Raw genomic sequence first — 13140 nt, 5'->3', positions numbered from 1 at the left:
GTTAAATTTTCTTTTTCTCTTTTCTTTCCGCTATCTCGACCAAATAGACTCCAATACAAATACAGATAATGGCGAACATCTGCGGCCAACTGAAACGGTCTTGCCCAATCAACAAAGAAGTGATCGTTGCCACGATCAAGATCAAGTATCCATAAATAGCGACCAACGTAGTTTTCAGGTATTTCAAGCCAATTGGAATCAACAGATAACTGATCACTGTAGGGAAAATAAGAACAAATATTAATATGGTAAAAGGCCACCAATGAAACGATCCCGAGAATAGAGGAGCATGAAAGCCATCTATCAGCAAAACCAGCAGGCTGGAAAAAGCGGCACCGGTGAAAGTATACCGAAGCATCGTCATCGTACCGACTTTTTGTAAAATCCGTTGGCTTAAAACCAGATATACGGCATAAAACAGGGAGCTAGCCAAACATAACATATTTCCATTAAAAGCGTCTGCCGCCAGATCATTCGTTTGCTGCGTCAGGATACAGACCAAGGCTCCGGATAAACCGATCAAGATACCCAATATTTTCATCCGGGTTACTTTTTCCTTATAAAAGAATACCATAATTAAAAAGACCCAGATAGGCTGTAGGCTTGTGAAGATAGAACTTGAAACCGGCGTGGTCTTACTAAGCCCTACTAAGTAAAGAAACATAAAACCATAGATACCGATAGCTCCCAGCAAAAATAACCACACCTTATCTTTTGTCGTGGAAACCTCAGGTTTCATAAACCAGCCGATCAGCCAAAAAGCCATAGCCGCAAATACACACCGAAAAGAAGCGCCTGTCAAAGGACTTATCCATACGGGAAGCAGGTACTTCAAGGCGTTCATATTCAATCCGCTGAAAGTTTTCGAGATCACCATGCTAATATTAGCCTCTGTTTTCTTATTTTTCACTGTCTTTCGTTTTTATATTCGTAAATTATATCTTATCATCGAAGAGAAACGAGTCTCGTTTTACATAAGCCCAGACCATAGCGATCAGCGTAATACACAAGTTAAAAATAAACGCGAACTGTTGGCTCTTGACATGAAGCATAGATTGGAAGAAATCTATAATAAACGGGCAAAGTAATATTGCCAAATAATTCATAGCCATCACGAAAGATAATGCCAAGGTTACTTTCTCCGGAATAGCGGTATGAGTCGTTTTATCATATATGATTGGTTGAATCACACCGTATCCTAAACCGGAGAAAATACAGCCCAAACCAATCAACCATTCCGTGTGGGATACCAAAATCAATACCATTCCTAAAGCGATTATTGATAAACTGATAAACTTTGTTTTTTGCTTAAAGAAAGCTATGATTTGATTCAAGACAAAACCGGGAGCCATTATAGCCAAGAAAAACAATGAAATCATTAATCCCGAATTACCGCTCGTAAATTTATATTCCTTCATCAAAAACGGTAAATTAAAACTAACAATAATCACCAAATAAGTGGCTAATCCATAGAAACACATGAGCTGTACCAGATGCTTTATATTCACCCCATATTTACCCGGAACCGTAACGGAAAACGCAACTGAAGGAACCTTTGCCTCCGCGCCAGACACAACCATCGCCCCATTCTCCATACTCCTTTTTAAATACACCGAAAGCACGATAGAAATCAAAGGCAACAAATAAACGGCAAAAGGCAAACGCCAGTTCACCTCTGCCAGATAACCCGTTAATATCGTGGCTAATACCAATGTAAAATTTGTAATAGCCGAGCTTAAACCAAACTGCTTCGTCCGGTATTTCCCGATAAAGAACCGGGAAATCAGCCCTGTCGATAATGGAATAATCAAACCCGACCCGATTCCCATCAAGGCACTCACCGCTATCAGTTGCCACATCTTATTTGAGAGTAAATACAGAATGCCGCTTAAGGCAAAGATTACCAAGCCTAATTGTAGCAAACGAATCTCATTCACCTTCTCCGTTAATTTACCCGACAATATAATAAATGGAATTATCAATAATGAAGGCAACGAGGAAAGCATTTGTATATCCAATTCCGTGGAATGAGGAAAGATAACGGAGAGTTTTCCTAATATTGGAGAAACCGCTAAACCCGGTAAAGCATTTAACGCAGATATAGACCATATCCCGACCAGAGTTATAAGGGGAATTGTACCCCGACCAGTTTGTATTCTCATAAAGATTTAAATTTACGTTTTTATCTAATCAAAACAAACATTTTTTGCGAAAGTTCATCATTTTCGCTCTTTCAAAGAAGACAGGAACCGTATCGCTAATAAACCCCAAATAATGTAAATCACCTAAACTTTCCTATCAACAATCTGTTTTGGCATAAACGCTCAATGGAAACAGAATTCCATTGATTCAAATCATTTTATTAACAATAAAAACTAAAGAAAAATGAAAGACTCAAATTTCAGAAATGGCGATGCCAAGACTGCTATTTTTGGTTCGGAAGTAATGTTGACTCCCTCTCCTGTCGATAAGATCCCAGATGGTCCTACAACACCGGAGATCGCTTATCAAATGGTTAAAGACGAGACTTTCGCGCAAACGCAGCCTCGATTGAACCTAGCGACATTCGTTACCACTTATATGGATGAATACGCTACAAAATTGATGAATGAAGCTATCAACATCAACTATATCGACGAAACCGAGTATCCGAGAATCGCTGTCATGAACGCCAAATGTATTAATATCATGGCGAGTCTTTGGAATTCTCCAGAGCAAGAAAAATGGAAGACCGGAGCTTTGGCTATCGGTTCCTCCGAGGCTTGTATGTTGGGTGGAGTGGCCGCTTGGCTGCGTTGGCGTAAAAAGAGACAAGCGCAAGGTAAGCCCACCGATAAGCCGAATTTCGTAATCTCTTCCGGTTTCCAGGTTGTTTGGGAAAAGTTCGCCCAACTATGGCAAATCGAAATGCGCGAGGTGCCTTTGACCTTAGACAAAACAACACTCGACCCGGAAGAGGCGCTTAAGATGTGCGATGAGAACACGATTTGCATCGTTCCTATCCAAGGCGTGACATGGACTGGTTTGAACGACGACGTAGAAGCTATGGATAAAGCGCTCGACGCATACAACGCCAAGACGGGTTACGACATACCTATCCACGTAGATGCCGCCAGTGGAGGCTTTATCCTTCCGTTCCTAAGCCCGGAGACAAAATGGGATTTCCGCTTAAAATGGGTTCTTTCCATCAGTACATCCGGACATAAATTCGGTTTGGTTTACCCGGGATTAGGCTGGGTTGTCTGGAAAGATAAAAAATACTTACCGGAAGAAATGTCATTCAGCGTGAACTATCTTGGAGCTAACATCACTCAGGTTGGCTTAAACTTCTCTCGCCCTGCCGCTCAAATCCTCGGACAATATTACCAATTCATCCGTCTTGGATTCGAGGGTTATAAGCAAGTCCAATACAACAGCATGGAAATCACAAAATACCTCCATCAAGAAATCGGGAAAATGACTCCGTTCGTGAATTACAGCAACGAGGTGGTGAATCCATTGTTTATTTGGTACTTGAAGCCTGATTACGCAAAGAACGCGAAATGGACTCTTTATGACTTGCAAGACAAACTGCAACAAAGCGGCTGGATGGTTCCCGCCTATACATTACCGAAGAAACTAGACAACTATGTGGTCATGCGTATCGTAGTTCGCCAAGGTTTCAGCCGCGATATGGCCGATATGTTATTAGGCGATATCAAGAACGCCATAGCGGAGCTGGAGAAACTTGAATATCCTACTCCTACCCGCATCGCTCAAGACAAGAACGTTCCGGTTAAGGGCAAGGTCTTTACCCATACCGCGATGAGTAAAACCAAGAAATAAAAATAAAATCCATCAAGGCGTACATGAAAAGGCTATCAGTGTTTTCATATACGCCTTCTTTAATCCTATTCACATATGGACAAGAAAATAACAATCGCCCAGATCAAGGAAGCGGTTCAACAAGCTTACGATCTTTACAAGACAAATACGGATGGTAAGAACGCCGATTACATTCCTTATCTAGCGAATATCAATAAAAATCTTTTCGGAATCAGTATTTGTCTTTTAAACGGGCAAACCATCGAGGTGGGAGATTCCGAATATCGTTTCGGCATCGAATCCGTATCGAAAGTACACACGGCTATCTTGGTATTACGCCAATACGGCGCGAAAGAATTATTGGAGAAGATCGGAGCCGACGCTACCGGATTACCGTTCAATTCCATCATCGCCATCTTGTTGGAAAACGATCATCCTTCTACCCCGTTAGTAAATGCCGGCGCTATCACCGCTTGCAGCATGGTGAAGCCTGTCGGCGATTCCAAACAGAAGTGGGACGCTATCGTAGCCAATATCACGGACCTATGCGGAAGCGCACCGCAATTGATCGACGAGCTTTATAAATCCGAGTCCGCGACAAACTTCAATAACCGTTCTATCGCTTGGTTACTAAAGAACTACAATCGTATTTACGACGATCCGGATATGTCTTTGGATCTGTATACCCGTCAATGTTCTTTGGGTATCACGGCCAAGCAACTATCCATCGCTGCCGCCACGGTAGCCAACCTAGGGCTTAACCCTGTGACAAAGAAGCAAGTGTTCGACGCTGAGTTATCTCCGAAAATCACCTCCATGATCTCTACCGTAGGTTTCTATGAGCATACCGGCGATTGGTTATACACTTCCGGCATCCCCGCGAAAACAGGCGTAGGCGGCGGTGTCATGGGCGTGCTACCCGGGCAATTCGGTATTTCCGCGTTCGCCCCTCCTATTGACCAGGCTGGCAACTCCGTAAAGGCGCAGCTCTCTATCAAATACGTAATGAATAAGCTTGGATTGAATGTATTCAACGGTCACCGCGTAACAATCGTAGATTAGCAGGCTTTATCGCCCAGACAGATAATAAATAAAAAAGTGTCTCATCGCGACGGATAATCATTCCATCAAAATGAGACACTTTATTTCGCGGCAAATAAAAAACCCGATCAATTCTCCGACACGACCCAAGCAGGATTGTGGACATCCGTATTCGGGACCTTATAATACATATCCTTTTGTTGGGGAATGCTCAACTCATAAGTCTTACCTCCCGTCAGCAACTTGCGGTCACGCAGCCAAGGATTAAAACGCTTCAGATCCGCATAAGTGATTCCATGCTCCTTGGCGAAAGCAGCCAAGTTCTGTATATCTTGGTTTACCACCACATCAACGGTAGGGATCGGCTTATACAGGTCGCATGCGCGAAGCACAAAACCATATTTCGACGGATTCTCGAAAATTTGCTTGATTGCCATGATCCGGTACACATAACGGGTAGTCTCCTCCACAAGCCAAAGCTCAAAAGAGCTATCCGCATCTTGTTTGGCCAACTCTCCGGAGATACGTCCCATGCCTCCGTTATAGGAAGCCGCCACAGCCGCCCAATCTCCGTACTTTTTATAAGCAGCTTTTAAATAACGGCAAGCGGCCCCCGTAGCTTTTTCCACATGGCAACGCTCATCGACTGTCGGGGTGATTGTCAGGCCATACTCTTTCGCCGTACTCTCCAGTAGCTGCCACATCCCCACCGCACGGGCCGGAGAAGACACCCGCGGGTCCAGATGGCTCTCTATCACCGCCAGATATTTGAAATCATCGGGAATACCGTTTGCTTTCAGGATCGGTTCAATCACGGGGAAATAACGGTTCGCCCGTTTGATCAGAAGCATTGTCGTGGAATGGAAATAAGTAAAGCTACTCAACTCCCGGTCATAGGCCTCCCGCATGTCATAACGAGTAAGATCAATTTGTTTCCCGCAAAAAGGAACAGAGGCCGGGACATCCGGCGACACGGTCATCGACGAGACCACCGGACGGCTCTCTACCACTTTTTCCACGTCATTCGAGCCTATCGAGATACATGCGGTCAAGCAAACAACAGCTCCACATAAAAAACTAGCTAAATTATTCTTGGATATTCTCATCTTCTTCTTGAATCGTTTTAGGTCTAAGAATGTTTATATCACCTTTTTCCTTATATTTAATACCATCGGAACCTTCGGCCTCTATCACGTAAAAATACACGCCCGGTTGAACATATTTGCCTCCTTTCTTGCCATCCCATCCTTGGGCCGGATCTGTCCAATAATACATCTGTATGCCCCAGCGATTAAATATCCACGCCTTAAAATTCACCAACGACTTATAGGCAACCCGGAACTCATCATTAACTCCGGGAGTGGTTCCCGGGGAAAATGCGTTGGGTATCATCAGGTAAGACTCCGAGATATCAATCTGGACCTCATCTTCCGTATTGCAAGTGGTACTCTGGTCGCTCACTTCCAGCTTGACGATAAATGTTCCGGCCTGATTGAACGTATAATCTACCTCCTCGCCCGTAAAATGGACGACCGGATTATCTTCCTCCCCCTGTTTATAGATTTTCCAATTAAACAAGGCCGCTGTCGGCGTATTCGCCACGGCCGAGAATTGGACAGTCGCCGGGGCACAATAACCATTCTTTGTCGTATTCATATTCGGGGCCTCCTGCTCGATCAGCAAGGTATCGATATGGGCATCCACTGCGGCGGCCTGGTACTCATCGATACAAAGCGTGACTTCTTTTCCAAAATGACGGGCGTAATAATCGCCTTTCACACAGATCTCCGTATCGCACCAGGGAGCAGGAATGGATTTACCGAATAAATTACCTTCGATAACCGCTGTCTCTTGTTTGGATATATATTCCTTCTTATCCGGATCATATTCCAATGTATTATAAATAACATCAAATTGACGAGACAGTTCACGCCTCGTACCGGTATTAGGCCAATAATAATAAATGGGTTGGATCGTACCCGTCCCAGCCAAAACCAACCCGCTGCACGGATCGCTATTATCGGAGACGTGTAAGTCTGATACATTCAACGTGTATTTGCTATAATCAACGATCCAGACGTAGCGCGATACGGCTCCTTCCTCAACAAAATAGCCATACCCATCCTCCACATCCCGGATGGTGGAAGTGGTTCCATTCTGGGTAGAAGCAACTTTCTCGGCCTCCAGCCGTTTGGTGCTATAACGATACCATTGATGCGAAGAAGACGATGATGAAGTGTAACTAATCGTCACATTATTCATGCCATACACCAGATAGACCTCCAGCCGCTCAGCGGAGTCACCAGAACTCTGCTCGGCTTTCATCGGGCTTCCGCTTCCTCCTGTCACCACGTATTGAGCATACGAGGCAACGACCACACACAAAAAACAAAGTGATAACAGTATCTTTCTTAATTCTCTCTTTAGCATATACAATCTAAAAATTACGGTTCAAAATTAGGGAAATAAAAGGACATACGTAGCATGCGGCATAGGCAAATTTCACGATCTTCGCTCAAAAGCGAAGATAAGCGGCGCCTCACCATTAAAAATAAGCAAGCTTATTTTGTACTGCCTTCGGTTTGCATTATCTTTGTCACAAAATATTCCAAACAGAAAATGAGCAAGATTAGTATATACGCATTAACGCTCTTTTTAAGTTTATCGAGCGTAACCGTTTATTCACAAAAGAATAATAAACAAGTTATCTTTACAAACGAGCAAAGGAGCGATATATTTTACCATACCATCGAACGCGGGCAGACCGTATACGCTATCGCTACCATGTATGGCGTAAGCGTAGAAGACATTTACCGGTTGAATCCGGAAAGCAAGGACGGAATCAGGGCGGGTTCTACGCTAAGAATCCCGCAAAAGGATTCTGCCATAGCCCCTTCCGGCAAAGCCGATAACTATATTTACCATACGATCCAGCCCAAAGAAACCTTGTACTCCTTATCCATTAAATACTCAGTACCCGCTACAGACATAATCGCCGCCAATCCGGGCCTTTCCACTTCGACGTTCACGATAGGCAAGAACATCCGGATACCGCCGACACGGCTGGAAACCCTGCCTACCACGGAGAAGAAGATCGTACAGAAGGAGATGGAATATACCGTGCAGAAAAAAGAGACCATGTACCGCATCTGCCGGAAGTTCGATATTTCCAGCGTGGAACTTTTACGGCTCAATCCCGAGTTGAAAAACGGAGTGAAAGCAGGCATGGTCATCAAGATCCCGGTAACCAGCGAGGAAGTGATCACCCAAAACATGAGGCAACCGGAAGAGCGTGAGGTGAACGCCCTCCTCTCCACCCCAAAGGATATAAAGAAGGTGAACCGTATCCAAGTGGCCTTACTGCTGCCGTTCATGACAAACGAAGCGACGCAATCTTCCGCTACTTCCCGTTTCGTGGAATATTACGAAGGGCTGTTATTGGCGGTTGACAGCTTGCGTAATATGGGGACCTCCATCGAGTTATCGGTATATGATACCGGAAACGGCACGAAGAAAGTCAAGGAGATATTAAAGGAAGACGCGCTATCGAACGCTAATCTGATCATAGGGGCCGTACAGAACGATCAAATCGGGTTGGTCGCCGATTTCGCCCAGAAACAGAATATCAAATATGTAATCCCTTTCACATCCAAGAACGACGATGTCTTGTCTAACGCAAATGTTTATCAAGTAAACACGCCCCATTCTTATCTCTACTCCAAGGCGGCGCAGGCAGGCTGCAACTTATTCTCGGATTACAATATCATACTCGTCAACATCAAGGATAAAGAAGAAAAAACAGAATTTATCAAGGTGTTCAAAACGGAGATGCAGCAACGTAATATCCCATTCAAGGAGGTTACTTACAAGAACGACACCTTCGCCACGGACATCGAGGCTGCCATGGTACGAGACAAGCGGAACGTGGTATTGCCAACCTCCGCTTCCCTTGATGCCGTAAATAAGATCAAGACACCGCTCCGCATGCTTTCCGAGCTGAAAGAAGAGGAGAAGGAGCCTTATATGATCAATCTATTCGGTTATCCGGAATGGCAGACATATACAAGGGAATGCCTAGAAGACTTCTATGCGTTGAACACCTATATTTATAGTAACTTCTACGCGGATAACCTGTCTCCGGAAGTACACAACTTCTATTTCAACTACAAGAACTGGTATAGTAAGAATTTAATCAATACGTTCCCCAAATATGGGATCTTAGGTTTTGATACAGGCATGTACTTCCTTAGCGCTATTGATAAATACGGCTCGAACTTCGAGGATAATTTAGACAAGATCCATTATAAAAGCATCCAGACCGGATTCGATTTCCACCGGGTGAACAACTGGGGTGGTTTTATCAATACAAACTTGTTCATCGTACATTATAAGAATGATTATACAGTAACCCGTAGTGAGGTAAGATAACAGTGATGAGGATAAAAAAAGCATTCATAACGATCTTGTTGGGCCTATCGAGCCTATCGCTCTGCCAGGCCCAGAAAAGCGCTTTCAAGCAGGAACTGGCCGTGGGAGCCTCTTTCGGCGTAAACTTTTCCAGCGTAAGTTTTACTCCCAAGGTCCCTACAAAAATGAAACTCGGATTTAACGGCGGGGCGACGATACGCTGGAACACAGAGCCGAACTTGGGCTTACAAGCGGAACTGAACTTCACCCAGCACGGATGGCAGGAGAAATTCGAGGAGAAACCTCAATATAAATACAGCCGTACGGTGAGTTATGTGGAACTCCCCTTCCTGACCCATATTCATTTCGGAAGTAAACGAGTGCGCGTATTCGTCAATTTAGGGCCCAAAATCGGTTACGCTCTCAGCGAGAGCACGGAATCGAACTTAAACGGCGAGAATCCAAACGCGAACCGGCCCGACGAACAACATACGCTAGAGGTTCAAAAAAAGTTCGATTGGGGACTTTGCGGAGGACCGGGAATAGAGCTTCGCACCGGGATCGGCTCTTTCCTGCTGGAAGGCCGTTATTACTACGCGCTGGGAGATATGTTCAACAGCCGAAAGGAAGACCCGTTCCCTAAATCCTCCAGCCAAGTGATTTCCGCGAAGCTGACTTACTTAATCCCGATTCTCAGCAAATAAACCATCAAACAACGATCCTTACCAGGATAACGATATAAAAAAGAAAAGGCCATCCTCACGGACAGCCAATCTCATTGTTAACCTTAAATCTAATACCATGAAAAACACGGTGCAAATATAGACATTTCATGTTATGCAGCATACGTTTACGGCCAAAAAAACATAGCCATTAACCTTATTTAAGAACAACATGCTATACAACATAACTTTCAGCACCTTTTATCTCGTTTTTTATTCTATGAATAAGAATATCTTATTCGCATGTCCCGGCAGTCTTAGGAACAACAAGCGTCTTCCCCATATAGAAAATCGATAAACCAATCGTTCCGGGAAGGATCTCCCCAATATAAATGCGTGTATCCAGCCAATACATTCTTGTAGCGATATAAAGGAGTATCCACTTGGGCCCCTTTCGCGGAAAAGGCTGTAGCGACGGATGGCAAGGGGCTTTCCCCGGGCACGATCCGGGAATAATGAAACTCATGGCCCCGCAACACGTCGTTTTTATAATACAAGGTCCGATATCCCAAACGTAATCTCATGTTCTCCATCGTAGCGGATCGCGGTAATACACCAACCATAGGATACACATTTCCATCCGTACCGATAATCTCCTTGCAGAGATACATCATACCGCCACATTCAGCCAATAACTTACCTCCCCTTTCCACAAAGGCATGAATTGATTCACGCATCCTGGAATTCGCGCTCAACTCCGTTAAGTATAACTCAGGATATCCACCCGGTAAATAGACAAAATCCGTCTCCGGCAAACGATCATCTTTCAGCGGACTAAAATAGGTAATCTTACCTAGCGTGGATAGGAAGCGTATATTTTCCTCATAAGAGAAATTGAAGGCTTGATCACGGGCGATCGCTATATTCAAATCTATCTCCGGGATAGCCTTCGCTACTTCCCTCACTTGAGTATCCGGACTTTTCACGGAGGAAGCGGTGATAGCCAGCAGCCGGTCGATATTCACATGCTCCTCCACCAGGCAAGCGATCCGGTCCGCGAATTCCTCAAAGCAAAAATCCCCATCCAGCGACAACCCCAAATGCCGGCTCGGGATCTCCACATCCGCGCGCTTCGGCAAATAGCCCAGCGCTTCCACGCCAGCGTCCTCACAAGCCTGCCTCAAGAAAGAATAATGATTCTCCGATGCCACAAAATTAAATACCGCCCCCACGACATTCAAGTCTTTCCGGAAATTCCGGAAACCATAGAGTAACGGAGCGACCGAGTAAGCCGTACTTTTGGCGTTCACCACCAATACGACCGGAATCCGCAACAAAGCGGAGATCTCGGCGCTGCTTCCTCTCATGGCGTCGTAGCCATCGAACAGCCCCATAACTCCCTCGGCTACGGCCACATCCGTATCCGATGTATACCGGGCATACAAATCCTTGATATGCCCTTCCGACATCATGAAACTATCTAAATTCACGGAGGCACGACCCGCCGCCATCCTATGGTGGCGGGTATCTATATAATCCGGCCCGCATTTAAAAGGCCGTACCCGTAAAGAACGATTTTTCAAGGCACGAAGCAACCCCAGGGTAAAAGTAGTCTTCCCGCTCCCCGAGGAGGCGGCCCCTATCAGCAAATGAGATCTCATGTATTCCGTATTTCTAATATTGCTCCTTCTCGTTCGGGAAATCTTGGGATTTCACGTCCTCGATGTAGGCTTGTACGGCACGGGTAATCTCTTCCCCCAGGTTTGCGTAGCGGCGTAAGAAACGGGGAGAGAAACCTTGGTTGATACCGAGCATATCATGCATGACCAGCACTTGGCCGTCCACGCCTCCACCGGCGCCAATGCCGATAACGGGAATCGTAAGCTCCGAGGCGACACGAGCCGCCAACGCCGCCGGTATCTTCTCCAGCACCAAGGCGAAACAACCTATCTCCTCCAGCAGATGGGCGTCCTCTACCAGCTTCTTGGCCTCGGCCTCCTCGCGGGCACGTACCGTGTAGGTCCCGAACTTATTGATCGATTGCGGGGTCAGGCCCAAATGCCCCATTATCGGGATACCGGCGCATAAGATGCGTTCGATAGATTCCCGGACCTCGGCCCCGCCTTCCAACTTGATGCAATCGGCGTGCGTCTCCTTCATCACCCGGATAGCGGAAGACAAGGCTTCCTTGGAGTTTCCTTGATACGTACCGAAAGGCAGGTCTACCACCACCAGCGCACGGCTTACCGCTTTCATGACCGATTTGCCGTGATAGATCATCTGGTCGAGCGTGATCGGCAAAGTGGTCACGTTTCCTGCCATTACGTTCGAAGCGGAATCTCCTACCAAGATCACGTCCATCCCTGCTTGATCTATCAATTTCGCCATCGAATAATCATAGGCGGTAAGCATGGATATTTTCTCTCCACGCTGTTTCATCTCTATCAGGCGATGCGTGGTCACCTTTCTATTATCATCTACTTTTGCGACAGACATATTATTTTTATTAATTGTTCCGGCCACAAAGGTAAATATTATTATTTATTTTCGAGGCAAACATTCACGGCACTTAGGCCTCTGTCTCCACGCTCAAGGTCAAACGTCACGATATCATTCACCGATATATCATCCACGACGTTGTTCACGTGAAAGAAATATCTTTCCATCCCCGACAAGTCTCGAATGAACCCGAAACCTTTCTGCTCATTAAAATAATCGATCCTGCCCCTTAAGATAACCGGAGCCACGTCTTCTTTTTTAGGAGTCGAGATCAAGATATCTTCCTGGTTTATTTCTTCTTTCCGGCGAAGCTCGGGAGGGACGGAGGTGATCATCCCGTTCTCATCCACATAAGCGATCATGTCTTCGAAGCTGGTCGCTTTGCCGGACGATTTCCTCTCTTCCTTCCTGTTTTGTTTCTCTACTCGGCGGGCTTGTTTCTTTTTCTCGTTTTCACGTTTACCAAATGATGCGTATTTTGCCATACAGTCTATTTTAATTTATACTAGGGCCTCACGGAATATGAAGCGTATTATACTTTTACTTAGCGTGAGAAGGATGATTAAAGGGGAGATCTGCTTAATATTATAAAAAGAAGAACTGTGTCGATAATGATTCTAGACTCAAACTTTTACAAAGGTAATAAAATAAATAGAGAAGGCCTTACCAATCTCCTCATTTAAGATTAAAAAACATAATGTTATCTTTAAATCCAAGAACGAGGGCA

The 13140-nt window shown here is 45.2% G+C and carries 11 protein-coding genes; 4 read left to right on the top strand and 7 right to left on the bottom strand.

Going from position 1 to position 13140, the window contains the following annotated elements; genetic code table 11:
* Nucleotide 1: 1 nt before the first annotated feature.
* Together Q0110_RS02745 and Q0110_RS02740 are read right to left on the bottom strand one after the other, a co-directional pair.
* Nucleotides 2-910 (bottom strand): DMT family transporter, encoded by a 909-nt coding sequence (locus tag Q0110_RS02745; protein WP_297902041.1) that lies wholly within the window; start codon nt 908-910, stop codon nt 2-4.
* Nucleotides 911-935: 25 nt separating this feature from the next.
* Nucleotides 936-2162 (bottom strand): MFS transporter, encoded by a 1227-nt coding sequence (locus tag Q0110_RS02740; protein ID WP_297902038.1) that lies wholly within the window; start codon nt 2160-2162, stop codon nt 936-938.
* Nucleotides 2163-2385: 223 nt separating this feature from the next.
* Here Q0110_RS02740 and Q0110_RS02735 point away from each other — a divergent pair, with 223 nt between their 5' ends.
* Nucleotides 2386-3825 carry a glutamate decarboxylase gene (locus tag Q0110_RS02735; RefSeq protein ID WP_297902035.1) on the top strand — a complete coding sequence of 480 codons (1440 nt, stop codon included), beginning with the start codon at nt 2386-2388 and terminating at the stop codon, nt 3823-3825.
* A gap of 75 nt (nt 3826-3900) precedes the next feature.
* Nucleotides 3901-4866 (top strand): glutaminase A, encoded by a 966-nt coding sequence (gene glsA / locus Q0110_RS02730; protein ID WP_297902032.1) that lies wholly within the window; start codon nt 3901-3903, stop codon nt 4864-4866.
* Between the two features lie 107 nt (nt 4867-4973).
* On the opposite strand, the gene Q0110_RS02725 is transcribed toward glsA, so the two are convergent.
* Together Q0110_RS02725 and Q0110_RS02720 are read right to left on the bottom strand one after the other, a co-directional pair.
* A complete protein-coding gene (locus Q0110_RS02725; protein ID WP_297902029.1) occupies nt 4974-5951 on the bottom strand; it encodes a lytic transglycosylase domain-containing protein in 978 nt (325 codons plus the stop codon).
* Nucleotides 5932-7275, bottom strand: coding sequence for a gliding motility-associated C-terminal domain-containing protein (locus Q0110_RS02720; RefSeq protein ID WP_297902026.1), 1344 nt, complete (start codon nt 7273-7275; stop codon nt 5932-5934). The genes Q0110_RS02725 and Q0110_RS02720 overlap by 20 nt, the downstream gene beginning before the upstream one ends.
* Before the next feature lie 189 nt (nt 7276-7464).
* On the opposite strand from Q0110_RS02720, the gene Q0110_RS02715 reads away from it, so the two are divergent.
* Together Q0110_RS02715 and Q0110_RS02710 are read left to right on the top strand one after the other, a co-directional pair.
* A complete protein-coding gene (locus Q0110_RS02715) occupies nt 7465-9273 on the top strand; it encodes a LysM peptidoglycan-binding domain-containing protein (RefSeq protein ID WP_297902023.1) in 1809 nt (602 codons plus the stop codon).
* Nucleotides 9274-9278: 5 nt separating this feature from the next.
* Nucleotides 9279-9956 carry a porin family protein gene (locus Q0110_RS02710; RefSeq protein ID WP_297902018.1) on the top strand — a complete coding sequence of 226 codons (678 nt, stop codon included), beginning with the start codon at nt 9279-9281 and terminating at the stop codon, nt 9954-9956.
* Nucleotides 9957-10231: 275 nt separating this feature from the next.
* Here the strand turns inward: Q0110_RS02710 and Q0110_RS02705 are convergent, their stop codons facing one another.
* Genes Q0110_RS02705 through Q0110_RS02695 form a run of 3 tightly spaced genes read right to left on the bottom strand, consistent with a single transcriptional unit; the run spans nt 10232 to nt 12898 of the window.
* Nucleotides 10232-11575: a cobyrinate a,c-diamide synthase gene (locus tag Q0110_RS02705; RefSeq protein WP_297902012.1), complete on the bottom strand. Its 1344-nt coding sequence runs from the start codon at nt 11573-11575 to the stop codon at nt 10232-10234.
* 13 nt (nt 11576-11588) lie between these two features.
* On the bottom strand, nt 11589-12410 hold the full coding sequence (gene panB, locus Q0110_RS02700; RefSeq protein WP_297902008.1) for a 3-methyl-2-oxobutanoate hydroxymethyltransferase: 822 nt from the start codon (nt 12408-12410) through the stop codon (nt 11589-11591).
* A 41-nt stretch (nt 12411-12451) separates the two neighbouring features.
* Nucleotides 12452-12898 (bottom strand): cold shock domain-containing protein, encoded by a 447-nt coding sequence (locus tag Q0110_RS02695; RefSeq protein WP_297902004.1) that lies wholly within the window; start codon nt 12896-12898, stop codon nt 12452-12454.
* Between the last annotated feature and the right edge of the window lie 242 nt (nt 12899-13140).

The sequence above is a fragment of the uncultured Parabacteroides sp. genome (assembly GCF_947855115.1).
Lineage (GTDB): Bacteria > Bacteroidota > Bacteroidia > Bacteroidales > Tannerellaceae > Parabacteroides.
This window is presented reverse-complemented; position numbering and strand designations above follow the sequence as displayed.

Excerpts from the sequence above, each read along its gene's own strand:
- panB (WP_297902008.1), bottom strand. The coding sequence starts at position 12,410 with ATGTCTGTCGCAAAAGTAGATGATAATAGAAAGGTGACCACGCATCGC.
- Q0110_RS02720 (WP_297902026.1), bottom strand. The coding sequence starts at position 7,275 with ATGCTAAAGAGAGAATTAAGAAAGATACTGTTATCACTTTGTTTTTTG.
- glsA (WP_297902032.1), top strand. The coding sequence starts at position 3,901 with ATGGACAAGAAAATAACAATCGCCCAGATCAAGGAAGCGGTTCAACAA.
- Q0110_RS02710 (WP_297902018.1), top strand. The coding sequence starts at position 9,279 with ATGAGGATAAAAAAAGCATTCATAACGATCTTGTTGGGCCTATCGAGC.
- Q0110_RS02725 (WP_297902029.1), bottom strand. The coding sequence starts at position 5,951 with ATGAGAATATCCAAGAATAATTTAGCTAGTTTTTTATGTGGAGCTGTT.
- Q0110_RS02740 (WP_297902038.1), bottom strand. The coding sequence starts at position 2,162 with ATGAGAATACAAACTGGTCGGGGTACAATTCCCCTTATAACTCTGGTC.
- Q0110_RS02695 (WP_297902004.1), bottom strand. The coding sequence starts at position 12,898 with ATGGCAAAATACGCATCATTTGGTAAACGTGAAAACGAGAAAAAGAAA.
- Q0110_RS02715 (WP_297902023.1), top strand. The coding sequence starts at position 7,465 with ATGAGCAAGATTAGTATATACGCATTAACGCTCTTTTTAAGTTTATCG.
- Q0110_RS02705 (WP_297902012.1), bottom strand. The coding sequence starts at position 11,575 with ATGAGATCTCATTTGCTGATAGGGGCCGCCTCCTCGGGGAGCGGGAAG.
- Q0110_RS02735 (WP_297902035.1), top strand. The coding sequence starts at position 2,386 with ATGAAAGACTCAAATTTCAGAAATGGCGATGCCAAGACTGCTATTTTT.